This window comes from Alcaligenes sp. WGS1538 (genome assembly GCF_043187505.1).
Taxonomy (GTDB): domain Bacteria; phylum Pseudomonadota; class Gammaproteobacteria; order Burkholderiales; family Burkholderiaceae_B; genus Alcaligenes.
This window is the reverse complement of record NZ_CP171109.1, coordinates 3567616-3590546: the sequence shown is the minus strand read 5'-3', so window position 1 is coordinate 3590546 and position 22931 is coordinate 3567616. Positions and strand designations below refer to the sequence as shown.

The window sequence follows — 22931 nt, the reverse complement described above, 5'->3', positions numbered from 1 at the left end:
GGATTAATTAATGCGTTAAGTAATTGCTGGATAGCGTAAATAAAACGATAAATCCTTGTCAATGAACTGCTTAACGTAATTACAAGTAATCCGTATGGTGGAGTTTTTTTATGTCTTCAGTGCAAAGTCTGGGCCGGGCCTTCGATATTCTTCGTGTGATCGCTCATCACCAGGGAACGGGGGTGCGCCTGAAGGACCTGACCATACTGACGGGCCTGTCCCAGCCCACGGTGCACCGTTTGCTGGCGGAACTGCAGGCGCAGGGCGTGGTGCGCCAGCGGCCCTACAGCCGCCGCTATTTCCTGGGCGCCATGGTGGCGGAACTGGGCCTGACGGCCAGCGCCGACTACGACTTCGCCACCTTGTGCCGGCCTTCGGTGGCGCGCATCGCGGCGGAGACGGGCGATACGGCTTTCGTGTCCAAGCGCAGCGGGCTGGATCTGCTGTGCCTGGACCGCCGCTCGGGGGCGCATTTGTTCAAGGCTTTCACGCTGGACGTGGGCGTGCGCCGGCCGCTCGGACGGGGCGCCAGCGGCATCGCGCTCTTGATGCATCTGCCGGAAGCGGAGGTGCTGGGCGTACTGCGACGCAACGCGGCCTTCTTGCGCCAGCGCGATCCGCAGGGCGAACAGGAGGCCGAGCGCCGCTGGCGGCAGGCCTGCGAGCAGGGCTACGCCGTGCGCGACGCGGCCGAGGCGGACGTGCGCTCGGTTGCCGTGCCCATACGGGACGGCCGCGGCCAGCCTGGAGCCTGTCTGAGCGTGTCCACCACCCGCGCACGCCTGGACGAGGCCCGGCTGGCTCAGGTGGTGACGCTGCTGGAGCGCGAGGCGCGCCGCCTGGAAGACGTCTTGCAGGCGCAAACCGATCCGGAAGAGTCTTTGCTTTGACGGCCCGGCGCGGCGGCGCGTCAGAAAAAAGGGGGTCAGCCCAGCGGGCGCACCAGGGCGAACAGCAGGCCGCCCAGGGCCAGCAGCGCCAGGGGGTTGATGCGGGTGCGCAGCAGCAGGCCGGTGCCCGCCAGCGCGACGCCCCAGGCCCAGGGGCCGCCTTCGGCGGCTTTCAGGATGGTGCCGCTGGCCGCCAGGATCATGCCCGCCGCGATGGGCAGCAGGCCGGTTTCCACGGCGCGGATGAAGCGGGTTCCCTCATAGCGTTTCCAGACCGTGGCCAGGTAGTAGATCAGCAGGGCCGAGGGCAGGAAGATGGCCACGGACGCCGCCAGAGCGCCGGCCCAGCCGGCGGTCTTCCAGCCCACCATCGTCACCAGCAGCGATTTGGGGCCGGGGGTCAGGCGCGAGAGCGCGAACAGGTCCAGGAACTCCTGGTTGCTGATCCAGCCGTGGATCTCCACCGATTGGCGGTGGATTTCGGGAATGATGCTTTGTCCGCCGCCCACCGTCAGGAAGGACAGCGGGGCAAAGACGCGCATCAGCTGCAGCAGGACGGTTAGCATGGTCAGTCCGCCTGGCCAGGATCCAGGCGTTGCCAGGCGACCCAGATGGACAGCGGCGCAGTGAGGAGCACCACGGCGATCAGGCTCCATTCCATGACGAAGATGCCCAGGAACACGGCGGCCATCAGCAGGACGGGCAGCAGCCCTTGCGAGGCGCGCCGCGCCGAGCGTACGCCCATTTCCAGCGACAGGCCGATGGCGGCGGCGGCGACGCCGGCCATGACCTGGCGGGCCAGGTCCGAACCAGTCAGCTGCTCCAGCCCGACCAGCATCAGGATGGCGACGAACAGCGGCGGCACCACCATGCCCAGCGCCGCCACGGTGGCGCCCGGACCGCCGCGCAGGCGATAGCCTATCCAGATCGCCAGGTTGACGACATTGATGCCGGGCAGGGCCTGGGAGAGCGCCAGCCCGCTCAGGAAGTCGTCCTGGCTCATCAGGCGGCGCTGGACGACGAATTCGCGCATCAGCCAGCCGCTGAGCCCGCCGCCGAAGCTGGTGACGCCGATGCGGGCGAAAGCCAGGAACAGTCCGGTCAGGGACATGGGGCGCTGAGAAGGTTCCGGGGGCCCGGCCACGTTGTTACCTCGGTCGACTGAATGGTTGAAGGTGAAAGTAATTCTATTCTGGCATAGAAGCGTCGCCCGCACCTGCTTGCACGGGCCGGCCGCCGATCCGTGCACGTCCTCTGTTTGAAAGTCGATCACAAATTGAAAAAAGAAAAGTCGAAATAAAAATTAAATAAAAATGGAAAAAAATAAATAGGAGAAATGAGTGTGAAACAGCTCGCATCCGCCTGCCGTGCAGGCTTGCAAAAATGCGCCTGAACAAGCACGTTCTTCCGCTGGAAACTAGCTTGAAAGATGTTCATATCATTGAAATAAAAGAGATTGAAACAAGTGTTTGAATTTTTTTCTGGCGACGCTGCCGTGCCGCCGGCGAGCGGTCGGGCAGGGATGCGGTCGAGCCATGGACGGCGTGATTTGATCTGCGTCCAGCTTTGTTTAAAAATAAAAGAATCCTCATGTTGCAAAAGCACGTCCAGCGTGTACGATTATTAAATCGCTGCGCATTTCAGGGCGCCAGGCTGTTGCGTTCGCGTGCGCAGGGTTCCGGTTTCTTGGAGACAAACCTATGACATCTAGTCCAACCAGTGCGGTGGCGGGCGGAGCCCGGGCCTTGCGCCGGGTCGCGGTCTGCGGCGCCGGCGTCATGGGGGCGCAGATCGCCGCCCATTGCGTCAACGCCGGCATTCCCGTGGTGCTGTTCGACCTTCCGGCCCGCGAAGGGCCCAAGAACGGGATCGTGACGCGCGCCATCGCCAATCTGCGCAAAATGAACCCGGCCCCTCTGGGCACGCCTGACCTGGCCGACCTGATCGAGCCGGCCAACTATGAAGACGACCTGGACCGCCTGGGACAGTGCAACCTGGTCATCGAGGCCATCGCCGAGCGCCTGGACTGGAAGCAGGACCTGTATCGCAAGATAGCGCCGGCCCTGCATCCGCAAGCCATCATCGCCAGCAATACGTCCGGGCTGTCCATCACGTCCCTGGCCGAGGTCCTGCCCGAAGAGCTGCGGCACCGTTTCTGCGGCGTGCATTTCTTCAACCCGCCGCGCTACATGAACCTGGTGGAGCTGATTCCCACCCGTTACACCCAGCCCGAGCTGCTGGACACCCTGGAGACCTTCCTGGTGTCGCAACTGGGCAAGGGCGTGGTGCACGCCAAGGATACGCCCAACTTCATCGGCAACCGCATCGGCGTGTTCGGCATCCTGTCCGTGTTCGAGCAGGCGCGCCGTTTCGGCCTGACTTACGAACAGGTGGACGAGCTGACCGGCACGCGCCTGGGGCGCGCCAAGTCCGGCACGTACCGCACGGCGGACGTGGTGGGGCTGGACACCCTGGCGCACGTCATCCGCACCATGCAGGACCATCTGCCCGACGACAGCTTCCATGAGCATTTCGGCCTGCCTCCCGAAGTCCAGGGCTTGATCGACGCCGGCGCCCTGGGCCAGAAGACGGGTGCGGGCTTCTATCGCAAGAAAGGGCGCGAGATTCAGCGCTTCGATGCCGAGCAGCGCGACTACGTGCCCGCGGATCGGACCATCGATCCGGACGTGGCCGCCATCCTGGCGGTGCGCGATCCGGCCGAGCGCCTGCGCCAATTGCGGGAATCAACCCATCCCCAGGCCCAGTTCGTCTGGGCCGTGCTGCGCGACACCTTCCACTACAGCGCCGTGCACCTGCAGGATATCGCCGACAATGCGCGCCAGCTGGACCTGGCCCTGAAGTGGGGCTTCGGCCACAAGCAGGGCCCGTTCGAGATCTGGCAGGCGGCCGGCTGGCGCCAGGTCACGCAATGGATCATGCAGGACATCCAGTACGGCAAGGCGCTCAGCAGCCAGCCCTTGCCCGACTGGGCCACGCGCGGCCCGGTCTGGGAGGCGCAGGGCGTACATACTTTGGCCGGCTCCTGGAACCCTGCGCAGGGTCGCTTCGAAGGCCGCAGCATGCTGCCCGTGTACCAGCGCCAGATCGGCGTTCCCCTGCTGGTGGGCGAAGTCGATCCCATGGAGACGCACACCGTGTTCGAGGACGAGTCCGTGCGCTGCTGGACCCTGCCGGCTCCCCATCCGCAGGACGTGCTCATCGTCTCCTTCAAGACCAAGATGCACACCCTCAGCCCGGGCGTGGTGCGCGGGCTGGTCAAGGCCGTGGAACTGGCCGAGGCCTCGTACCAGGCGCTGGTCATCGCCCAGACGGGCGAGCCGTTCTCGGCCGGCGCGGACCTGAAGGCCATACTGCCGCTGTTCGAGCAGCGCGGCGTGGCGGCGGTCGAACCCATCGAGCGGGAAATGCAGGACATGGTGCTGCGCCTGCGCTATGCCCAGGTGCCCGTCGTGGCGGCCCTGGCGGGCTTGGCTCTGGGCGGCGGCTGCGAGCTGTCCGTGCACTGCGCGCACCGCGTGGCGCACTTCGAGACGTACATCGGCCTGGTGGAAGTGGGCATAGGCCTGGTGCCCGGCGCCGGCGGGCTGGCGTTCTGCGCGCGCCGGGCCGCGGAATTGCAGGCCCAGGGCGCGCCGGATGCGCCCTTGCTGGCGTACCTGAAGCGCTTCGCGCTGGCGGTGGCCAGCGCCCAGGTCTCGCGTTCCGCCCTGGAAGCGCGTCAGATCGGCTATCTGCGCGAATCCGACACCATCGTCATGAATCGGCACGAGCTGCTGTACGTGGCCGTGCGCCAGGCGCTGGCCCTGGCCTGCGCAGGCTGGCGTCCGCCCTTGCCGCGCCGCTTCCCGGTGGCCGGGCGCGACGGCATCGCCACCCTCAAGGCGCAATTGCTGAACATGAAGGTCGGGGGCTTCATCTCCGACTACGATTTTCGCATCGCCGAGCAGGTCGCCACGGTGATTTGCGGCGGCGACGTGGATCCGGGCTCTCTGGTGGACGAAGAGTGGATGCTGGCCCAGGAGCGGCAGGCCTTCCTGGAGCTGCTCAATTCGCCCAAGACCCAGGAACGCATCACCGGCATGCTGACCACCGGCAAGCCGGTGCGCAACTGAGCCCGATCAAGGAGCTGACATGACATTGCAACAAGCGTATATCGTGGCCGCCAAGCGTACGCCCATCGGCAAGGCGCCGCGCGGCGTGTTTTCCTCCCTGCGGCCCGACGAGCTGCTGGCCGGCGCGGTGCGCGACACCTTGGCCGGCCTGCCCGACCTGGACCCCGCTGCCATCGAGGATCTGGTGGCCGGCTGCGCGCTGCCGGAAGGCTCGCAGGGCTTCAACGTGGCGCGTATCTCCGCCCTGCTGGCAGGCCTGCCCTATACCGTGCCGGGCATGACGGTGAACCGGTTCTGCGCGTCGGGGTTGAGCGCCTTGGCCATCGCGGCCGACCGCATCCGCACGGGGCAGGCGGACGTCATCCTGGCGGCCGGCGTGGAATCCATGAGCCAGGTGCCCGTCATGGGCGTGAACACCACGTTCAGCCCGGAGATTTTCGCATCCGAGGAAAACTACGGCATTGCCTACGGCATGGGGCTGACGGCCGAGGAAGTGGCCCGCGAATGGAAAGTCTCGCGCGAGGACCAGGACGCCTTCGCCCTGGCCTCGCACCAGAAGGCCGTCAAGGCGTGGGAATCGGGCGAGTTCTCGGACGAGATCCTGCCCGTTACCGTGACTCGTCGCCAGCCCGACCTGGACAGCTTCGAGGTGGCCGAGCAGGTCAAGGTGGTGAGCCGCGACGAGGGGCCGCGCCCCGACACCAGCCTGGAGGCCTTGGCCAAGCTGCGGCCGGTCTTCGCGGCCAAGGGTTCGGTCACAGCGGGCAACAGCTCCCAGACTTCGGACGGGGCGGGCGTGCTGCTGGTGGTATCGGAGCGCGCCCTGCGCGAGCACAACCTGACCCCATTGGCGCGCTTCGTGACTTTTTCCGTGCGCGGCGTGCCGCCCGAGGTCATGGGCATAGGCCCCAAGGAGGCGGTGCCGCATGCGCTGGCCCTGGCGGGCCTGAAGCAGGACCAGATGGACTGGATCGAGCTCAACGAAGCCTTCGCCGCGCAGTCCCTGGCCGTCATCCGCGACCTGGGCCTGGATCCGGCGCGCGTCAATCCGCTGGGCGGGGCCATCGCCATGGGTCACCCCCTGGGCGCCACCGGCGCCATGCGCGCCGCCACGGTGATCCATGCCCTGCAGCGCCACAAGCTCAAGTACGGCATGCTGACCATGTGCGTCGGCACCGGCATGGGCGCGGCGGGGATCTTCGAACGGGCCTGAAGCTGTACCAAGGTTCTGCAAACAGGCCGCCTGCGGGCGGTCTGTCTGCATGGAAGCGCGTGCGTCATGCGTCAACCAAGTTCTTCACAGGTGGACACACTTTTGCCCATGGCCGCCGATATACTGGTTTGGACCGGGCCGGTTCCGGTTTCCCATTTTTCGCATCTTCAAGGAGGTAAAGCCGTGAAAACGCCATCTTCCAACCATGTGAAATACGACGCCCTGGAGTGGCATGTCGGGGGAGACTATCCGCAGGACCTGGGCCCCGAAGGCGGCCGCACGCACATGGGCCTGTACCTGGCCTGGCTGGTGTCCCGCCACCTGCTGTCGGACGAATTGGTCGCGCAATTTCCGAACGAGGTGCGGCAATGCCATGATCATATGATCAAAGGCTCCCAACTGCTGCAGATGTGCTGTGGCGACGAGCTGCTCGGCGAACACATGACGCCCCAGGGCCGGGCGTTTTCCGACTTCTATTACGATCAGTTCTATCTGGATGACTACGTGGAGACGCTGGATAGTGCGGCGCTGCCGTCCATCTACCACGTTCCCGACGATTGGGACTCCTACCAGGCTCTGCGCTCCGTCCTGGAGGAGCGCTACGCCGCCTGGCTGCACGCCCAGGCGCAGGACGCGCTGGACGAATAGCCGCGCCGCTTCAGGCGGCCTTGCGCCGGCCGATGACGCCGGTGGCCAGCAGCGTGCCCAGCAGCACGGTGGCCATGCCGGCCAGCATCTGCAGCGTCAGCGCCTCGCCCAGCAGCAGCGTGCCCCAGAACACGCCGAAGGGCGGCACCAGGAAAGTGACGGTGATGGTCTTGGACGGCCCCACATTGGCCAGCAAGCGGTAGAAGATCAGGTAGGCCACGGCCGTGCACAGCAGGGACAGGGACAGCGCCGCGCCCCAGGATGCCAGGGGCGGCGCCTGCTCGGGCCACCAGATCAGGGCGAAGGGCAGCAGGGCCAGCGTGGCGCTGACCATGCTGCCGGCGGCCACGGCCCGCGGCTCCACGCCGCGCAGATAGCGGGCGGTGTAATTGGCGGCGATGCCGTAGAACACCGTGGCCAGCAGCGAGGCCAGCACGGCCCAGCCTTGCGCGCCCTGCGAGAAGGACAGCTTGTCGTACACCAGGATCAGAATGCCCAGAAAGCCCACGAACAGGCCCAGGATGCGGCTGCGCGAGAGGCGTTCCTTGAGCCACAGGCGCGCCACCAGGGCGCCGAACAGCGGGGCCATGGCATTGAGCACGGCCAGCAGGCCCGACTCCAGGCGCAGGGCGGCGTAGGCGTACAGGGCGAAGGGGACGGCGGCGTTCAGGATGCCCAGCCCGAAGATCGGTTTCCAGTTGTCCAGGAAGACTTTCAGGCGTCCGGTAAGGGACAGGTAGCTCATCAACGCGATGGCGCTGGCGCCCACGCGCACGACGGTCAGGGGAAAGGGGCCGAAGGCGGGCACAGCTTTGAGCGTGAACAAGAACGAGCTGCCCCAGATGGCAGCCAGCATGAACAGATCGCGTAGGTCTTTGGGAGACATGAGAGGGGCGGGTAGGCTGCGGTCCCCATGGGCCGCACGCCCGGAGGATTGTAATCCTTGTCCTGCGCCCGTGGCGTGAAGCACCTGCTGACGTCGGGGTCTACGCCCGCGTGGCGGACGCGGGCGCGGGGTCTGTGCAGATCTACTTCCAGAAGCCGTGGTGCGGCGCGGCGGCTTCGTCCTCGATCAGGGGACCGAATACGCTCACCTTGCGCTGGCCGCGCGCAAAGACTTCCCGGCAGGGCAGGGAGAAGGTGGGGTTCTCGGGATGATCGCCCGTCAGCACCAGCAGATTCTCTTCGGCCAGGGCGTAGACCACGCGGCCTATGCCGCACCAGTAGATGGCGCCCGAGCACATGCAGCAGGGTTCGGCGCTGGTGTACAGGGTGCAGTCGGCCAGCGCTTCGGGCGGCAGCAGGCGGGCCGCCTGCGCGGCGGCGCGCAGCTCGGCGTGCTGGGTGGGGTCGCCTTCGGGCGGCATGGAATTGTTGCCCGCGGTGCAGATGATGTTGCCGTCCTTGTCGGCCACCAGGGCGGCGAAGGGATGCCGGCCGCGGGCCTTGGACTCTTCGGACAGCGTGATGGTCTGGCGCAGCAGTTCCATGTCGCGCGCGCTCAGGCCGGCGGACGAGGTGACGATGTTATCCATGTTGGGCTCCTTGTTCTTGTGTCAGGGTGGGGGCGGCGGGATCGTCGGACGCGCCGGCGGCCGCCAGGGTTTCGCGGGTGTTCAGAAGCAGGTTCAGTACGATGGCCGTGATGGCGGCCAGGAAGATGCCGCTTTCCACGAACAGTTTCAGCGGTCCTTCCACGCGCTGGAACAGGGCGGGCAGGGACATGGGCAGCACGCCCACGCTGACGGACACCGCCACGATCAGGCCGTTGCGCGTGCCTTCGAATTTCACGCGGCTCAGCTCCTGGATGCCGGCCACCGTGGTCATGCCGAACATGACGATGGCGCAGCCGCCCAGAACGGGCCGGGGAATGGTGGCGATCAGCGCGCCCAGCTTGGGAAACAGGCCCATCAGGATCATGATCACTCCGGCGGCGGCCACCACGTAGCGGCTGCGCACGTTGGACATGGCGATCAGGCCGGTATTCTGGGTGAAGGCGTTGTAGGGAAAGCTGTTGAACAGGCCGCCCAGCATGGTGGACAGGCCGTCGGCGCGGAAGGCGTCGCCCAGCGTGGTCTGGCTGGCGGGCTTGCCGGTGATCTTGCCGATGGCCAGCACGTTGCCGGTCGTCTCGGCCATGATGACCAGCATGGCCATCATCATCACCAGCGTGGGCGCCAGGGCGAACTCGGGCATGCCGAAGGCGAAGGGCGGGCTCAGCTCGAACCAGGCCGCCTGGCCGACGCGGCTGAAGTCCGTGTAGCCCATCATCATGGCCAGGGCGGTGCCGCACAGCAGGCCGATCAGCACCGACAGGTTGCCCACGAAGCCGGAGAAGCGCGCGTGGATGAAGAGGGTGATGACGATGGTGGCCAGGCCCAGCAGCAGGTTGCCCGGCGCGCCGAAGTCGGCCGCGTCCGGGTTGCCCCCGCCCAGCCAGATGGCGGCCGCGGGCATCAGGGAAATGCCGATCACGGTGATCAGGCTGCCGATCACCACGGGCGGGAACAGCTTGAGCAGGCGGCTGAACAGCGGCGCAATGGCGATCGTCAGCGCGCCGGCCGCGATCACCGCGCCAAAGACCGTGGTCAGGCCGTACTGCTGGCCTATCATGATCATGGGGGCGATGGCGATGAAGGAACACCCCTGGATCAGCGGCAGGCGGGCGCCGAAGCGCCAGAAGCCCAGCGTCTGGATCAGGGTGGCCACGCCCGAGGTCAGCAGATTGGCGTTGATCAGGGTGATCATGTGTTCAGTGGCGAGGCCCAGGGCGCTGCCCAGGATCAGGGGCACCGCCACGGCGCCGGCATACATCACCAGCACATGCTGCAGGCCGAAACTGGCCAACTGGCGCAATGGCAGAAGTTCATCCACGGGATGAACCGAAGTGGAATGTTTCATGGCTGTCTCCTTTGTGGTCAGGGCCACGTATCGCTCTTCTCGGTGAGCTTGCTGCTATGATCAATCAGTTTTTCAATTGAACATAATTAATATTCATCGGAAAAACCGATGGTTCGGAGGCGGCATGCGGTTCTCGATCGAGCAGCTGGAAATGTTCGGCGCGGTGGCCCGGCAGGGCTCGTTCTCGGCGGCGGCGCGCCGGCTGGGCAAGAGCCAGTCCACGGTCAGCGCGGCTGTGGCCAATCTGGAGGTGGACCTGGGCGTGGAGCTGTTTGATCGTCAGGCCAAGCTGCCGGTGCTGACCCCGGCGGGCGAGCAATTGCTGCGCCAGGCCGAGCTGGTGCTGGATCGCTGCGCCCATCTGGAGATGCATGCGCGGCAACTGGTGGAGATCCCCCAGTCCGAGCTGCTGCTGGCCATCGAGGTGCCATACCCCGTGATGGTGCCGCCGCTGCAGGAGCTGGCGCGCCAGTTCCCGTATCTGGACGTGACCATCCGCCATCCCATGGACGGCGACGTATCGGTATTGGTGCAGCAGGGGGAAGTGGACCTGGGCATCGCCTTTTCACAGCCGGCCTACCCGCGCGGGGTGGCCTTCAGGCAGATGGGCAAGCTGATCCTGACGCATGTGGTGCATCGCGATCACCCGCTGGCCCGGCGCGCCTCCATCAGCTTTGCCGAGCTGCGCGCGCATCGTCGGCTGGCCTTTGCGGCCCATGGCCACCGGCTGCCTTCGACGGAATACCTGGAAGCGGGCAATAGCTGGCAGGCCGAAAGCTATTCGGCCCTGCTGGAGATGACCCGCGCCGGCCTGGGCTGGACCACCTTGCCGCGCCAGTCCATCCTGCGCGAGATCGAATCGGGCGAACTGGTGGAGCTGCCCCTGCAGGCTTATCCGCACACGGACTGGGTGGTGGGCGTGGATCTGCTGTGGTCCCGCCAGGCGCAACTGGGCCAGGCGTCCCTGTGGCTGCGGCATTATCTGCAGCAGTTCAAGGTGTTCGAAATGGACCGCAACGGGAATCGGACGATTCTGTAGCAGTGCTTAATTTTGTCCTTGTCCGCTGTTGACCAGCCATTTCCCCTGAGTGATACTGAACTCAACGCAACCCGCCACACGTGTTATCTGCGGATAACGTATCTTGATCAAGATCGTGCAAAAGGCGGGTTTTTCACGTCCAGCATCTGGTGGCGGCAATCATGAGCAGGGGCGGCAAATGGAAGCAAGCATCAAGAAAGTCGCAACTGTGGATTGCAGAGTTTTCGACAAGTTGCCTATGGACCCTGCTGGCTTGATCATGAAGCTGCGACGGCAAGGCATGCTTGTGAATGCCGAGTCTGCTTTGCCTTATCTGCTGCAAGTGGGAGCCTATCGCATGAAAGGTTATTGGTATCAATGGCAAGACCGTGAAACCAAGAACTTCAAGTCGAATGTCTGTTTCGATGAGGCCATCAGGAGATATGAGTTTGATCGGGAGCTGCGTCGCATCACGGCCGTCGCGCTGGAACGCATCGAAATCATGGTCCGCGTCGTTTTTTCCGAGGTCATGGCAGAGTATGAAGGCCCCCACTGGTTCATGAAGGACGAGGTATTTGTTTCGTCAGGAACCGCCAACAAGGCTGCCCGGCGCTCTTTTGTTCAAAAAATCGAGGAAGAAATCTCGCGTATGCGGGACAAAGCGTTTATTGCGCATTACTTTCAAAAGTATGACTACCCTCGTTTGCCGCCTAGTTGGGTCATTTGCGAGTGCTTGTCATTTGGCGCCTGGTCATACGGCTACAAAGATCTGGCAAATCAGCGCTATCGTAAGCTGATTAGTAGGCGCTTCAAGGTAGAAGACGATCACGTGTTCGCCAGTTGGCTGCATGCTTTTTCTGTATTGCGGAACGTCGTTGCCCATCACGGCCGATTGATGGGCGGGCAAAGTAGTGTGACTCCCAAAAGTTATCAAAAGCGAGGTCTGTATTTCGGCAGGAGTCGCAATTTTTTTGTCTTGGCCTCGGTGATCAATTATGTAAGTGCGAGCATCAGACAAGGCCCAGGGTGGCGCGCGAATCTGGAGAGCTTATTTGAACGCTATCCGGGGCTCGATGTGGACGCCTTGCTCGGCTTTCCGCCGGATTGGTTGATGCATCCGGTCTGGCGAGAGTCTGCATAGCCAGGGTATGCGTTTTTGCCGGTGGCCGTGCCGTGCATGTAGAAGCAGCAAAAAAGCCGGCGCCCTGGCGGGCGCCGGCGTGGGCCCGGCGGGGAACCGGGCCGGTCGGGATCAGTCGACGCGGGCGCCGGACTTTTTCACGACTTCACCCAGGCGGGTGTATTCCTCTTGCACGAAGGAGGCCAGCTCTTCGCGGCTGGTGGGGGCCGTGTCGGCGCCGCGGGCCTTCAGGATCGCCACGGTCTTGGGATCGCTCATGGCCTTGCGGGCGGCCTCGTTCAGGCGGTCCAGCACTTCCGTGGGCGTGCCCTTGGGCGCCCAGATGGCGTCCCAGGCAAAGAAGTCGTAACCGGGCACGCCGGCCTCTTCCATGGTCGGGATGTTGGGGTGCGAATCCAGGCGCTTTTTCATGGTGACGGCCAGCGGGCGCAGCTTGCCGGCTTCGATCTGGCCGGACAGGTTGGGCATCACGTCGATCAGCAGGTCCACGCGTCCGCCCATCAGGTCGGTCATGGCCGCCGCGCCGCCCTTGTAGGGGATGTGCAGGATGCTCACGCCCGTCATCTGCTTGAACAGCTCACAGGCCAGGTGCGAGGTCGTGCCGTTGCCGGCCGAGCCGCAGGTCAGGCTGTCGGGGTTGGCCTTGCCGTAGTCGACCAGGTCCTTGACGGTCTTGTACTTGCTGTCGGGGTTGACGACCAGCGCGGCGGCAATGGTGGTCAGGCGCGAGATGGGCTCCAGGTCGGCGTTGGAATAGCCGGGATTGGAGTACAGCCAGTGGTTGATGGCGCCGGTGCCGTTGGTGCCGTAGCCCAGGGTGTAGCCGTCCGGCTTGGCGCGAGCCACCTGGGAGGTGCCGATGTTGCCCCCCGCCCCTGGGCGGTTTTCCACGATCAGCGTCTGGCCGAGCTGGCGGCCGATGGCTTCGGTGGCGATGCGCGCCAGCGTGTCGCCGCCGCCGCCCGCCGGGAAGGGCACGATCACGGTGATCGCGCGCTCCGGGTAGTCCGCGGCCTGTGCGGCGGCGCCCAAAGCGAAGCCCGTTCCGAGCAAGGCGGTCAGCGCCAGGCGGACGCCGGTGTTGATGAATTTTTGTGTGAGCATGTCTGCTGCTCCCCCCTTTTTCTGAATGATGAAAGTACTGCGTTAAAGATGCTTGCTGCTGCGCTTGCAAACCAAAGTCCATTGGCCGTCCACACGACGGAAATGGTCCCGGCTGCGCAGAATGGTCTTGAGCTGCAGGGCGCCGTCGGGGCCCTGGTTGTCGTAGACAGTTACGTAGTAATGGGCCACGGCTTCTTCGTCCGTTTCGGCGTCAAGATGAAAATTGCTGATCTGATGGCTGGTGATGCGCTCGGCACGGCGCTCGGCCAAGGCCTGCCCGATGGCCTGGGGGCCTTGCAGCGCCTGGCCCTGGCGGTGCCAGACCGTGTCCTGCGTCACGCAGGCCAGCAGGCCCGCCGTATCGGAGGCGTCCAGACTCAGGTAGAAGCGGCTGGCCAGTTGCAGACAGGCCGTATAGGCAATGTGATTATCCATGTCTTGGCTCCGGTTCAGGCCATGGCCTGGGACAGCTTGTTCAAGGCGATGGCGGGGTCCGCCAGCTCCTGCGGGTCGGCCCGGCTTCGGCGTTCCACCAAGGCGCGCGCGGCGCGCCAGTCGCGCCCCGCATTGATGCCGATGACGCCTTGCACGATGCCTTGATCATCAAGGTAGAAGCGCAGGCTGCCGCCTTGTTTCAGGGGGCGCAGCGCCGTGGAGCGGGCTTCGCTGACATGGCCGCAGATCTGGATGAAGCGATCGTATTGTTGCGACCAGACCAGCGGCGTGGGCAGGTAATGCACATCCTGCCCCAGGATGGCCTGCGCGACGGCGATGCCCTGGTCCTGGGCGTTCTGCCAGGATTCCAGCCGCATGGCGGGGCGTTGGCCGTCGGCGGGGCGCAAGGCCACGTCGCCGGCCGCGTAGATGCGCGGGTCGGCGCTGCGGCAGCGTTCGTCCACCACCACGCCCTGCCGGCAGGGCAGGCCGGCTTCCACGGCCAGCTCATCATTGGCCAGCAGCCCGGCCGCCATCACGATGTGGGTGCAGGACAGGGTGCCGCCGTCGGACAGCACGGCTTTGAAGCCCTCGCCTTCGGGATGTACTTGCGCGGCGGTCACGCCCAGGCGCAGGTCCACGCCCTGCTCGCCATGCACAGCGGCCAGTTCGTCGGACATGGCGGCGCAGACGCTGCGCTGGCACAAGCGCGGCGCGGCTTCCAGCAGCGTCACGGCATGGCCCAGCTGGCGGGCCGTGGCGGCCACTTCCAGCCCGATCCAGCCTCCGCCGATGATCAGCAGGCGGCTGGGCCGGGACAGGGATTCCTTCAGGCGCAGGGCGTCGTCCAGCGTGCGCAGGGTGAACATGCGCGGATGGTCCGCCAGCTCCGGCAGCAGTTGGCGGGCGCGCCCGCCGGTGGCCAGCACCAGATGGTCATAGGCCAGCTCGCCGCCATCGTCCAGGATCACGCAGCGCCGCTCGCGGTCGATGCGCAGGGCGCGGCGGCCCAGCAGGGCCTCGATATTCAGCGCCTGCATGGTCGCGGCGTCCAGCAGGGTCAGTTCGGCCACGCTCGTACCTTGACTCAGCAGGATGTCCTTGGACAGCGGCGGGCGCTCGTAGGGCGCATGGCTTTCCTGGCCCACCAGCACGATGCGGCCCGCAAAACCCTGGTCGCGCAGCGTGCGGGCGGCCCAGCCGCCCGCCTGCCCGGCGCCCACGATCACCACCGTGGTCATGCGGCGTCTCCGGCCACGTAGATGGCCTCGCCCTCGACCTTGACCGCGTAGGTCTTCAGATCGACGGTGCAGGGCGCGGTGCGCGCCTTGCCGGTGCGTATGTCGAAACAGCCCTGGTGCAGCGGGCATTCGATCAGGCCGTCTTCGATGTAGCCGTCGGCCAGGCTGGCGTTGCCGTGCGTGCAGCGGTCCTGCGTGGCGTGCACGGAGCCGTCCTCCAGTTGGTACAGGCAGACGGCCTCGCCGTTGACCACCACGCGCAGCGTATTGGTGTCGGGCGAGATGTCGCCGGTCTGGGCGGCCAGGATCCAGTTCAGTTCGGTCGTCATAGTCCCATTGCCTCGCGGTAGTACTTGTAGAAGGCGCGGATCAGCACTTCGCTGACCATGTAGTCGGCGGGTTCGGTGTCGCGGCCGCCCATCTCCACCACGCTGACGCTTTCCGGATAGCCGGAAATGCCGGTCTGCACCTGCTTGAGCATTTCGCTGTCGTCCATGGAGACGAAGCCGGCCGGGCCGAGCAGGTTGGCGTGCTTCAGGCGCAGGCGGGTCATTTCCTCGTCGTCGTCCTCGTAGCCGTAGTAGGTGAAGACCAGTTCGTGCGCGTTGGGGCCGCGCGGGATCACGTGGCGCGTCTTGAGCGAGTTGGCCTGGATGCCGAACTGCGCGGCCGGGAAGATCCAGGCGCCGCCCACGCGGCCGCGGTTGAACTCCTTGCGGGGCGTGACGGTCTCTGCATCCAGGATGCGCAGGTCGTCGCGGAAGCGTTCCATCTCCGCCGTGGCCTCGGTCTTCTTCTTGCCTTCGTTGTGCGACACCATCACGCTGTGGGCGCCGCCGCCGGTGGGGATGCACTCGGACTTGGAGTCCGCGCGCCACAGGCCGAAAGTGATGTAGAAGGTGTGCAGCAAGGTGGCGTGGTAGGGATCCTTCAGGTTCTCCAGGTACATCTTCCAGTTGCTGGGGATCAGTTGGCGGCTGTAGCCCAGCAGCGTCAGCTTCTTGCCCGGCAGCATGTGGTCGATCTCGGCCAGCACGTCGGGGCCGCAGTATTCCTCGAAGCTGGGCGCGGTCTCTGAAAAGGTCGCCCAGATGGAGCCGCCGCGGTTCACGGTGCGCAGGCGCTTGATGCCCCATTTCTTGGGGTCGAAGTCCTTGGGCATGCCGCCCTTGCCCAGCGCGCCGCGACGGAAGGGCACGCCTTGCAGGTTGCCGTTCAGGTCGTAGTTCCACTGGTGGTAGGGACAGGTGAAGTCCGTGACCTTGCCGGTGTTTTCCCAGCAGATCTGGGCGCCCTTGTGGGCGCAGCGGTTCTCGATCACGTTGATCTCGCCGTCTTCATTGCGCACCATGACCACGGGGCGGTCGCCGATCCACTGGCGCTTGAAGCTGCCGACTTCGGGCACTTCGCATTCCAGGCCGACGTAGTTCCAGGTGTCGCCGGCGAAGAACACATCCATTTCTTTCTTGTAGACGGCCGGGTCGGTGTAGACCCAGGCCGGAATGCGGGTAAAGCCTTCCTCGGGCCAGCGGCGGTTGATGACGATGGGCGCCTCGACCACGCGCGGCGCCTGTTCAGTGTGATTGCAGCTCATGAAATTCTCCTGGCGGGGGCGTCAGACGGGGATGATCAGGGAGTTGCGGATGCGGTAGTTGTCGTACACGCAATCGCGGCGGCGCAGCAGGAAGCCGTCTTCCGTCTGCTCCAGGATGTCCTGGTACTGGCCCACCAGGTTCACGGTGGGTTCCTGGTCGGACAGCGCCTCGGTGATCAGGAAGTTGGCCTGGGCGTGGATCAGTCCGTCTTCGATACGGTTGATGCGCACGCCGCTGATGAAGTGGCGCAGCGTGCGCGGCTCGTACATGGTGGTTTCGCGCAGGGCGGTGACGCGGTCGCGCAGCATGTTCTTGTTCATGCAGTAGATCAGGCCCAGCGGCAGCCCGGCCTTGACGTTCTCCTGCGAGATCACGCGGTAGTGGCAGTCCTCGGTGAAGTAATCCACCCAGCCTTCCAGGTTCACTTCGTCCAGGGTGTTGGCGTAGTCGTCGTAGAAATCGCGGATCTGCATGCGCAGCGCGAGCGTGTCCTGTACTGTGGTCATGATGTCGTTCCTGTGATGCGGGCGGCTTACTTGGCCGCGACGAACTGGGCGCGGTTGCTTTCGAAGCCGGCCTGGCGGCCCAGTGTCAGAATGGGTTCCTTGATGCGTTCCTGCCAGATCAGCGATTCCATCGCGATCTGCAGCGGATGGTCCTGGATGGTCAGGGCGGAGGTGGTCTGGTCGCCGGAGTGGTGCGAGTGCATGGCCCAGCCCGGTGCGGACAGGATCAGGTCGCCTTCCTTCCACTCAAGGCGCTCGCCGTTGACCTTGCTGTAGCCGCGGCCGCGCAGGTAGTAGTTCATGGCGGCGGAGCTGTGGCGATGCGGAATGTGGTGGTTGTTCGGCGGCGAGCTGGAGATCGTGGCGAAGAAGCTGTGCGTGGTGCCGATGCGCCGCTCCGTCGCGGGGTTGTACAGCACGAACAGGCGCCGGCCGTTGTAGCCGCGGTCGATCTCCTCCACGCTGGGCAGGTATTGGGAGACTTTTTCCCAGGGCCAGTGCAGCGATTTGGATTCGATCACGTCAATATCGATCAGCCATTCGTAGCCCAGCAGCCAGGCGCCTTGCTCGGTGATCTGTTCGCGCAGGGCCAGGTCCCGGGCGCGCGGACCGCCCGAGCTGTTCGGGGCGGCGGCGGGCGTGGTGCCGGCGTCGGCCGGAGGAATGTCGCCCTCGAACTCTTCCACGTAGTGGATTTCCAGTTTTTCCAGCAGCGGCGCGTTGGAGTAGGACAGGCGCACCCAGGGGGCGTTGCTGTCGTTGTAGTAGCTGTGCACGGCCATGGAAGGCGTGTTCCAGACGTCGAACTTGCTGACGCGGGTCTGCGTGCCGTCACAGACCGCCACGCCGCTGCCCGAAATGCAGATCTCGACCATATTGGAGTTCTTGCGCAGATTGAAGGTGCGCTCGCCCGGGTTCAGGACATTGATGGTCACGTCGATGCCCGGCGACAGGCCCAGGCCGGGGCGGGTGGCCTGAGGGTGCACGATCAAGCTGGCGCGCCGGCCGTTGTCAGGGCGCGCGATGTCCTGCAGGCGGGCGATCTCCAGATCGATGGATTCCTTGGTGATCACGATGGACGGCCACATGTTCTGCTCGCGAGGAGCGGCGCCGCTGACATCCACGAAGGGGCTAGACGTTTTTTCCATGAGAGTTCCTCTGGGCCGTGACGGCCGCACTAGATTTAATCGAGAAGCAGGTTCTGGCGGGTCTGGGCGGGCAGGGCGATGCCCAGTCCGCGTTCGACTGCGCGCTGATACACGGTGGTGGCCATGGCCAGGTCGGACAGGCCCATGCCCATGCCCTTGAACAAGGTCAGGCGCGCACCGTCCGGGCGGCCGATGCCTTGGGCCAGCCGTTCGCTCAGCGAGGAGACCTCGCCCCAGGCGGCGGCCTCGGCGCCGAAGCGCTCGCGCAATTCGCGCGAGCCGCGCAGGGCGTTGTCCCTATCGTCCACCACGATCAGGTCGGCGGACTGCACCACGGCCTGTTCCAGTTCGGCCTTGGCGGGCAGGATGGCGCCCACGGCATTGATGTGGCGGCAGGACTGCATCAGTTCAGGGGTGATGAATGGATCGGTGGCGCGGGTGATGGTGGTGACGATGCCGGCGCCGTCCATGGCCGCTTGCAGGCTGGCGCAGTCGCGCAGCGCAAAGCCGTAGCGCGGAGCCAGCTTGGCGACGAAGGCGGCGCGTTTTTCGGCGGTGGGGCTGTAGACGCGCACCTCATCCAGTTCCTGCACGGCCGCCAGGGCGGCCAGCTGGGTGACGGCCTGCGGACCGGTGCCGATCAGCGCGGCCACGCGCGTCTCGCGCGGGGCCAGGGCGCGGGTGGCCACGCCGCTGATGGCGGCCGTGCGCATCATGCCCAGCGCGCGGGCCTCGATCAGGGCCTGCAGGCGGCCGGTCTCGGCGTCGAACAGGCTGAACATGGAGCCGCCGCCGCGCGGCGTGTGCACCCAGGTCTTGAAGCCGCATTGGCCGCCTTCGGTCATCACCGAGCCCAGCGCATGCATGGAGCAGCCGTCGCCCCAGGTGCCCAGCGCCTTGGGCACGTTCTTGACGGCCTGGCGGCCTTGGGCGGCCAGCATGCCGGCCAGGGCGTCGATCGCGGCAGGCATGTCCAGCACGGACACCACGTCACGTTCGGTCAGGTAGAGAACGCCATCTTGCTGCATGAGGATTCCTTGGTATCAAGCGGTTGGTTCGTCGGCCACGGTCGAGCGCAGCACGCCCAGGCCGGAGATGTCGATTTCCAGCACGTCGCCCGCCTTCATGAACAGCGGCGGCGTGCGGCGCAGGCCTATGCCTTCGGGCGTGCCGGTGGCGATCACATCGCCCGCGCGCAGCGTGGTGAAGGTGCTGATGTAGGCGATCAGCGCGGGGATGGGGAAGATCAGGTCGGACACGGGCGCGGACTGCATCACCTCGCCGTTCAGCCGCGTCTGCAGGGTCATGGCCTCCGGGGCGCCCGCTTCATCGCGGGTGACGATCCAGGGGCCCAGCGCGCCGCTGCGGTCGAAGTTCTTGCCGGCGGTCACCTGCGCGGTGTGTTTCTGGAAGTCGCGCACCGAGTTCTCGCCCATGCAGGTGTAGCCGGCCACATGGTCCATGGCCCGTTCGGCGGGAATGTGGCGGCCCTCCCGGCCGATCACCACGGCCAGTTCGCCCTCGAAGTCGAACTGCGTGGAGCAGGCGGGGCGGATGATGTCCTGTTCATGGCCCACGAAAGAGTCCAGGTGACGCAGGAACAGGGAAGGGTGGGAGGGCAGGTCGCGTCCGCCTTCCAGGACGTGGCGGCCGTAGTTCAGCCCCACGCACAGAATCTTGCTGCCGGATTCGGCAACGGGCAGCCATTGCACTTCGTTTGCATGCAATGCGCGTTGGCCTTGCTGTTCAGCGGCGGCCTGCAGGGCGGCCGGCGATTGCGCCAGGCCTTGGGCCAGCGTGGGCCACACGGCGTCCAGGGGAATCACGCGGTCCTGTGCCACCAGTCCCCAGCGAGCGGCGCCCCGGTGCGAGAAACGGGCTAACTTCATGGCGTCTCCTGCAATGCCTTGCATGCAAAATAAGAACAAGGCTCTGTTTTTGGTCAAATAATCGTTGTTTAAATTTATTATTGCATGCAATATTGATCTTCATCAAGTTTTTTGCATGCAATATTAGGGGCGACAGTCTGAGTTACACTGTCGGCTCCGCAACCACTATCGACCTGCCATGGCCGTTCAGACAGACCGTGTTATTTCAGCGCTTCGGGAGATCATTCTTTCCGGAGAGGTACGTCCCGGCGAGCGCCTGACGGAGCTGCACTACGCCGCTCGCCTGGGCGTGTCGCGCACGCCCTTGCGGCTTGCGTTTGCCGAGCTGGAAAAAGAAGGCCTGCTGGAGCAATTGCCCTCGCGGGGCTTTCGCGTGCGCGTGTTTTCCATGGACGATATCGGCGATGCGGTGGAGGTTCGCGGCGTGCTGGAAGGCATGGCGGCCCGCCTGGTGGCCGAGGCCGGCCTGACTCCGGAGGCGCGCGCCGAACTGGAGGCGGCCGTGCAGGCTGGTCGCGCGCTGGTGGACCAGGCATTGCATGCAGAAAGCCATGCCGTGGACGCGCAGGCCTGGCGCAAGGTCAACCAGCGTTTCCACGATGTGCTGGCTCAGGCCTGCGGCAACAGCGCGCTGGTGTCGGCGCTGGAGCACAACAACAAGATGCCGTTCGTCGGGCCCGGTTCGCTGGCCCTGGCCACCGTGCCCACACGGCTGGCAACCTCTTTCGTGACCCGCGCCCAGACCGACCACGAAGACGTCCTGCAGGCCCTGGTCCGCGGCGAGGCCAGCCGCGCCGAAGCCCTCATGCGTGAACACGCCTACCGCAGCCGCGACAACAAGCGCCTGCTGATCCAGGAAATGCGCGACGCGCGCGGCAAGAAAGGCGATTCGCCCGCCCTGGGGCCGGCGGATCTGCTGGTGAACAGTATCAGCGCGTGACGCGCCCGACTCTCTCGCCGAACCACCCCGTTGATCTCATGAACCTGACCACCTTGCTTCTGTTCATTCCCGCCTGCTTTGCCTTGAACATGGCGCCGGGGCCCAATAATCTGCTGTCCGTGCACAATGCGGCGCATTACGGGTTCCGGTCCTCGGTCCTGGGCGCGGGCGGGCGTCTGGCGGCCTTTGCCATCATGATCGCCCTGGCCTCCATAGGCCTGACCGTGGTGCTGCAGCAGGCGGCGTTCCTGCTGCTGGGCATCAAGGTGCTGGGCGCCTTGTACCTGCTGTACCTGGCGGTGCAGCTGTGGCGCAAGCCGGTTTCGCAGGAGTCGGTGGCGGGCCTGGTCGGCCAGCCCATCAGCCAGCTGGCCCGCCAGGAATTCCTGGTGGCGGCCGGCAATCCGAAGGCCATCCTGATCTTCACGGCCTTCTTTCCGCAATTCATCCAGCCGGGCGGCTCCTACCTGCTGCAGTTCGCCTGGCTGGGCGTATTGTTCCTGCTGATGGAGGTCGTCGCAGTGGCGCTGTATGCCTGGATGGGGCGCAATCTGCGCCAGCTGCTGGCCAAGCCCGGCGCGCAGCGCCTTTTCAACCGGACCTGCGGCAGCCTGCTGGGGCTGGCCGGCGTGGGGCTCTTGCTGTCCCGCCGCGGCGCAGCGTCTTAAGCCGCCGGCAAGCCTTCCGCCAGCGCGCGCTCCAGCACCTGGAACACGCGCGGGTCCATGGATTGGGCCACATTGAAGCGAAGGAATCGGCCCGCCAGCGGAGCCTGGCTGAAGGCCGGGCCGGGAGCCAGCACCACTCCGTGCTTCAGGCAGGCGCGCGCCAGCGCCACGGCGTCCTGGCCGGGGGGAAGGCGGGCCCAGACGAACATGCCCGCACGCGGCCTTGTCCAAGGCTGCAGATCCAGTGCGTGCAAGCGAGCCAAGGTCTTGTCCATGGCCTGGGACAGCCTATGCCGGACGTGTTCCAGGTGCTTGCGGTAGCCGCTGTCGGTCAGCGCCGTCATCAGGACCTGGGCCGCAAGACGGTTGCTGCTGAAGCTCGTGGCGGTGCGCAGGTCCACCAGGCTGTCCATCCATGGCGCCTGGGCTGCAATGTAGCCGCAACGCAGCGAGGCGGACAGCGTCTTGGAGAAGCTGCCGATCTGGATCACGCGCGACAGGCCGTCGAAGGCCGCCAGCCGGGAGGCCGGGCGGGTTTCGAAGTCGCCGAAGATGTCGTCTTCAATGATCACCAGGTCCGTGCCCTGGGCCAAGGCCAGCAGCTTGTGGGCCGCGGCGGCGGACAGGCGCGCGCCGGTCGGGTTGTGTATGCCGGAATTGGTGATGTAGAGGCGCGGCGCATGCTCGCGCAGGGCGGTTTCGAAGACCGCCAGGTCGGGGCCGTGCGGTGTGTAGGGTACGCCCACGGCCTTGGCGCGATGCGCCCGCAGCATGGCGTGGAAGTTGAAATAGCAGGGATCGTCCACCAGCACCGTATCGCCCGGCTTCAGCAGGAAGCGGCAGATCAGGTCTATGGCCTGCGTACCCGAATCCGTGAGCATGATCTGATCCGGCGCCGCATCGATGTCCAGATTGGCCAGACGGCGCGCCAGCACCTGACGCAGGGGCTCCAGGCCCAGGGGCGAGCCATAGTCGGTCAGTTCGGCCGCGGGAGCTCGGGCCGCCTTGCGCAGCGCCCGGCGCAGGCCTTCGTCGTACATCCAGTCAGGGGGCAGCCAGCCGCAGCCGGGCATCAGCATGGCGCTGTCGGCCTCCAGGGACTGCCGCGACACCCACAACGGATCCACTTCGCGGTCCAGGGCCGGCTCCAGGGCGGCCAGGGCCAGCGGCGCCAGGGGGCCGGCCACATAGAAGCCGGAGCCTCGCCGGGCTTCGATCAAGCCTTCCGCCGCCAGCCGCTCGTAGGCTTCGATGACCGTGGAAACGGAAAAGCCCATGGCCTGCGCCTGAGCGCGCACCGAGGGCAGCCGCATGCCGGGAGAATACGCGCGGGCCGCGATGCGGCCGCGTACAGCCTGCATGACCTGATCGATGCGGGTCGGGGTGGTTTTCATGAAGATCGTCCAGACTGTATGGGAGCGTAAACCAATACAGTTCTTTGAAACTGTGTTGGAGTGTGTC

Annotated in this window: 24 protein-coding genes; 8 read left to right on the top strand and 16 right to left on the bottom strand. The window is 65.5% G+C overall.

What is annotated here, in order from left to right:
- Window positions 1-110 precede the first annotated feature (110 nt).
- Window positions 111-890, top strand: coding sequence for an IclR family transcriptional regulator (locus tag ACF3ND_RS16690; protein WP_394062464.1), 780 nt, complete (start codon window positions 111-113; stop codon window positions 888-890).
- Between the two features lie 35 nt (window positions 891-925).
- On the opposite strand, the gene ACF3ND_RS16685 is transcribed toward ACF3ND_RS16690, so the two are convergent.
- The 3 genes from ACF3ND_RS16685 to ACF3ND_RS16675 all read right to left on the bottom strand — a co-directional run bounded on the left by ACF3ND_RS16685 (window position 926) and on the right by ACF3ND_RS16675 (window position 2495).
- Window positions 926-1456 carry a chromate transporter gene (locus tag ACF3ND_RS16685; RefSeq protein WP_394062462.1) on the bottom strand — a complete coding sequence of 177 codons (531 nt, stop codon included), beginning with the start codon at window positions 1454-1456 and terminating at the stop codon, window positions 926-928.
- Between the two features lie 2 nt (window positions 1457-1458).
- Window positions 1459-2001 (bottom strand): chromate transporter, encoded by a 543-nt coding sequence (locus ACF3ND_RS16680; protein ID WP_394062460.1) that lies wholly within the window; start codon window positions 1999-2001, stop codon window positions 1459-1461.
- A 158-nt stretch (window positions 2002-2159) separates the two neighbouring features.
- Window positions 2160-2495: a hypothetical protein gene (locus ACF3ND_RS16675; protein ID WP_394062458.1), complete on the bottom strand. Its 336-nt coding sequence runs from the start codon at window positions 2493-2495 to the stop codon at window positions 2160-2162.
- Window positions 2496-2590: 95 nt separating this feature from the next.
- Here ACF3ND_RS16675 and ACF3ND_RS16670 point away from each other — a divergent pair, with 95 nt between their 5' ends.
- The 3 genes from ACF3ND_RS16670 to ACF3ND_RS16660 all read left to right on the top strand — a co-directional run bounded on the left by ACF3ND_RS16670 (window position 2591) and on the right by ACF3ND_RS16660 (window position 6884).
- Window positions 2591-5023, top strand: a complete 2433-nt coding sequence (locus ACF3ND_RS16670; protein WP_394062456.1) for a 3-hydroxyacyl-CoA dehydrogenase/enoyl-CoA hydratase family protein — start codon at window positions 2591-2593, stop codon at window positions 5021-5023.
- 19 nt (window positions 5024-5042) lie between these two features.
- Complete coding sequence (locus ACF3ND_RS16665) at window positions 5043-6236, top strand: acetyl-CoA C-acyltransferase (RefSeq protein WP_394062454.1); 1194 nt, start codon at window positions 5043-5045, stop codon at window positions 6234-6236.
- 183 nt (window positions 6237-6419) lie between these two features.
- Window positions 6420-6884 carry a hypothetical protein gene (locus ACF3ND_RS16660; protein ID WP_394062452.1) on the top strand — a complete coding sequence of 155 codons (465 nt, stop codon included), beginning with the start codon at window positions 6420-6422 and terminating at the stop codon, window positions 6882-6884.
- 10 nt (window positions 6885-6894) lie between these two features.
- Here the strand turns inward: ACF3ND_RS16660 and ACF3ND_RS16655 are convergent, their stop codons facing one another.
- From ACF3ND_RS16655 to ACF3ND_RS16645, 3 genes are all read right to left on the bottom strand, one after another.
- On the bottom strand, window positions 6895-7770 hold the full coding sequence (locus tag ACF3ND_RS16655; RefSeq protein ID WP_394062450.1) for a DMT family transporter: 876 nt from the start codon (window positions 7768-7770) through the stop codon (window positions 6895-6897).
- A gap of 142 nt (window positions 7771-7912) precedes the next feature.
- Window positions 7913-8419 (bottom strand): nucleoside deaminase, encoded by a 507-nt coding sequence (locus tag ACF3ND_RS16650; protein WP_394062448.1) that lies wholly within the window; start codon window positions 8417-8419, stop codon window positions 7913-7915.
- Complete coding sequence (locus ACF3ND_RS16645) at window positions 8412-9785, bottom strand: nucleobase:cation symporter-2 family protein (protein WP_394062446.1); 1374 nt, start codon at window positions 9783-9785, stop codon at window positions 8412-8414. The genes ACF3ND_RS16650 and ACF3ND_RS16645 overlap by 8 nt, the downstream gene beginning before the upstream one ends.
- A 124-nt stretch (window positions 9786-9909) precedes the next feature.
- On the opposite strand from ACF3ND_RS16645, the gene ACF3ND_RS16640 reads away from it, so the two are divergent.
- Window positions 9910-10824 (top strand): LysR family transcriptional regulator, encoded by a 915-nt coding sequence (locus ACF3ND_RS16640; RefSeq protein ID WP_394062444.1) that lies wholly within the window; start codon window positions 9910-9912, stop codon window positions 10822-10824.
- 103 nt (window positions 10825-10927) lie between these two features.
- A complete protein-coding gene (locus tag ACF3ND_RS16635) occupies window positions 10928-11944 on the top strand; it encodes an Abi family protein (protein ID WP_394062442.1) in 1017 nt (338 codons plus the stop codon).
- Between the two features lie 111 nt (window positions 11945-12055).
- Here ACF3ND_RS16635 and ACF3ND_RS16630 read toward each other — a convergent pair whose 3' ends face one another.
- The 9 genes from ACF3ND_RS16630 to ACF3ND_RS16590 are packed head-to-tail and all read right to left on the bottom strand — an operon-like array spanning window position 12056 to window position 19862.
- On the bottom strand, window positions 12056-13048 hold the full coding sequence (locus ACF3ND_RS16630) for a Bug family tripartite tricarboxylate transporter substrate binding protein (protein ID WP_394062440.1): 993 nt from the start codon (window positions 13046-13048) through the stop codon (window positions 12056-12058).
- A 42-nt stretch (window positions 13049-13090) separates the two neighbouring features.
- A complete protein-coding gene (locus ACF3ND_RS16625) occupies window positions 13091-13483 on the bottom strand; it encodes a nuclear transport factor 2 family protein (RefSeq protein WP_394062439.1) in 393 nt (130 codons plus the stop codon).
- A 14-nt stretch (window positions 13484-13497) separates the two neighbouring features.
- The gene (locus ACF3ND_RS16620; protein ID WP_394062437.1) at window positions 13498-14724 is read right to left on the bottom strand and encodes an NAD(P)/FAD-dependent oxidoreductase; all 1227 of its coding nucleotides are present in this window, start codon (window positions 14722-14724) and stop codon (window positions 13498-13500) included.
- Entirely contained in the window at window positions 14721-15053 is a 333-nt protein-coding gene (locus tag ACF3ND_RS16615; protein ID WP_394062435.1) for a non-heme iron oxygenase ferredoxin subunit, read from the bottom strand. Before ACF3ND_RS16615 ends, ACF3ND_RS16620 begins: the two co-directional genes overlap by 4 nt.
- Window positions 15050-16318 (bottom strand): aromatic ring-hydroxylating dioxygenase subunit alpha, encoded by a 1269-nt coding sequence (locus tag ACF3ND_RS16610; RefSeq protein ID WP_394062433.1) that lies wholly within the window; start codon window positions 16316-16318, stop codon window positions 15050-15052. Before ACF3ND_RS16610 ends, ACF3ND_RS16615 begins: the two co-directional genes overlap by 4 nt.
- 21 nt (window positions 16319-16339) lie before the next feature.
- The gene (locus tag ACF3ND_RS16605) at window positions 16340-16825 is read right to left on the bottom strand and encodes an aromatic-ring-hydroxylating dioxygenase subunit beta (protein WP_394062431.1); all 486 of its coding nucleotides are present in this window, start codon (window positions 16823-16825) and stop codon (window positions 16340-16342) included.
- Window positions 16826-16851: 26 nt separating this feature from the next.
- Entirely contained in the window at window positions 16852-17973 is a 1122-nt protein-coding gene (locus ACF3ND_RS16600; RefSeq protein WP_394062429.1) for a cupin domain-containing protein, read from the bottom strand.
- Window positions 17974-18008: 35 nt separating this feature from the next.
- Window positions 18009-19001, bottom strand: a complete 993-nt coding sequence (locus tag ACF3ND_RS16595) for an ornithine cyclodeaminase family protein (RefSeq protein ID WP_394062427.1) — start codon at window positions 18999-19001, stop codon at window positions 18009-18011.
- Between the two features lie 15 nt (window positions 19002-19016).
- A complete protein-coding gene (locus ACF3ND_RS16590) occupies window positions 19017-19862 on the bottom strand; it encodes a fumarylacetoacetate hydrolase family protein (protein WP_394062425.1) in 846 nt (281 codons plus the stop codon).
- A gap of 178 nt (window positions 19863-20040) precedes the next feature.
- Here ACF3ND_RS16590 and ACF3ND_RS16585 point away from each other — a divergent pair, with 178 nt between their 5' ends.
- Window positions 20041-20802, top strand: coding sequence for a GntR family transcriptional regulator (locus ACF3ND_RS16585; protein ID WP_394062423.1), 762 nt, complete (start codon window positions 20041-20043; stop codon window positions 20800-20802).
- A 38-nt stretch (window positions 20803-20840) separates the two neighbouring features.
- Window positions 20841-21470 (top strand): LysE family translocator, encoded by a 630-nt coding sequence (locus ACF3ND_RS16580; protein ID WP_394062421.1) that lies wholly within the window; start codon window positions 20841-20843, stop codon window positions 21468-21470.
- Here ACF3ND_RS16580 and ACF3ND_RS16575 read toward each other — a convergent pair.
- On the bottom strand, window positions 21467-22864 hold the full coding sequence (locus tag ACF3ND_RS16575) for a PLP-dependent aminotransferase family protein (RefSeq protein WP_394062419.1): 1398 nt from the start codon (window positions 22862-22864) through the stop codon (window positions 21467-21469). The genes ACF3ND_RS16580 and ACF3ND_RS16575 overlap by 4 nt on opposite strands.
- Window positions 22865-22931: the final 67 nt, after the last annotated feature.

Excerpts from the sequence above, each read along its gene's own strand:
- ACF3ND_RS16690 (WP_394062464.1), top strand. The coding sequence starts at position 111 with ATGTCTTCAGTGCAAAGTCTGGGCCGGGCCTTCGATATTCTTCGTGTG.
- ACF3ND_RS16685 (WP_394062462.1), bottom strand. The coding sequence starts at position 1,456 with ATGCTAACCGTCCTGCTGCAGCTGATGCGCGTCTTTGCCCCGCTGTCC.
- ACF3ND_RS16680 (WP_394062460.1), bottom strand. The coding sequence starts at position 2,001 with ATGTCCCTGACCGGACTGTTCCTGGCTTTCGCCCGCATCGGCGTCACC.
- ACF3ND_RS16670 (WP_394062456.1), top strand. The coding sequence starts at position 2,591 with ATGACATCTAGTCCAACCAGTGCGGTGGCGGGCGGAGCCCGGGCCTTG.
- ACF3ND_RS16665 (WP_394062454.1), top strand. The coding sequence starts at position 5,043 with ATGACATTGCAACAAGCGTATATCGTGGCCGCCAAGCGTACGCCCATC.
- ACF3ND_RS16655 (WP_394062450.1), bottom strand. The coding sequence starts at position 7,770 with ATGTCTCCCAAAGACCTACGCGATCTGTTCATGCTGGCTGCCATCTGG.
- ACF3ND_RS16650 (WP_394062448.1), bottom strand. The coding sequence starts at position 8,419 with ATGGATAACATCGTCACCTCGTCCGCCGGCCTGAGCGCGCGCGACATG.
- ACF3ND_RS16645 (WP_394062446.1), bottom strand. The coding sequence starts at position 9,785 with ATGAAACATTCCACTTCGGTTCATCCCGTGGATGAACTTCTGCCATTG.
- ACF3ND_RS16640 (WP_394062444.1), top strand. The coding sequence starts at position 9,910 with ATGCGGTTCTCGATCGAGCAGCTGGAAATGTTCGGCGCGGTGGCCCGG.
- ACF3ND_RS16630 (WP_394062440.1), bottom strand. The coding sequence starts at position 13,048 with ATGCTCACACAAAAATTCATCAACACCGGCGTCCGCCTGGCGCTGACC.
- ACF3ND_RS16625 (WP_394062439.1), bottom strand. The coding sequence starts at position 13,483 with ATGGATAATCACATTGCCTATACGGCCTGTCTGCAACTGGCCAGCCGC.
- ACF3ND_RS16620 (WP_394062437.1), bottom strand. The coding sequence starts at position 14,724 with ATGACCACGGTGGTGATCGTGGGCGCCGGGCAGGCGGGCGGCTGGGCC.
- ACF3ND_RS16615 (WP_394062435.1), bottom strand. The coding sequence starts at position 15,053 with ATGACGACCGAACTGAACTGGATCCTGGCCGCCCAGACCGGCGACATC.
- ACF3ND_RS16610 (WP_394062433.1), bottom strand. The coding sequence starts at position 16,318 with ATGAGCTGCAATCACACTGAACAGGCGCCGCGCGTGGTCGAGGCGCCC.
- ACF3ND_RS16605 (WP_394062431.1), bottom strand. The coding sequence starts at position 16,825 with ATGACCACAGTACAGGACACGCTCGCGCTGCGCATGCAGATCCGCGAT.
- ACF3ND_RS16600 (WP_394062429.1), bottom strand. The coding sequence starts at position 17,973 with ATGGAAAAAACGTCTAGCCCCTTCGTGGATGTCAGCGGCGCCGCTCCT.
- ACF3ND_RS16595 (WP_394062427.1), bottom strand. The coding sequence starts at position 19,001 with ATGCAGCAAGATGGCGTTCTCTACCTGACCGAACGTGACGTGGTGTCC.
- ACF3ND_RS16590 (WP_394062425.1), bottom strand. The coding sequence starts at position 19,862 with ATGAAGTTAGCCCGTTTCTCGCACCGGGGCGCCGCTCGCTGGGGACTG.
- ACF3ND_RS16585 (WP_394062423.1), top strand. The coding sequence starts at position 20,041 with ATGGCCGTTCAGACAGACCGTGTTATTTCAGCGCTTCGGGAGATCATT.
- ACF3ND_RS16580 (WP_394062421.1), top strand. The coding sequence starts at position 20,841 with ATGAACCTGACCACCTTGCTTCTGTTCATTCCCGCCTGCTTTGCCTTG.
- ACF3ND_RS16575 (WP_394062419.1), bottom strand. The coding sequence starts at position 22,864 with ATGAAAACCACCCCGACCCGCATCGATCAGGTCATGCAGGCTGTACGC.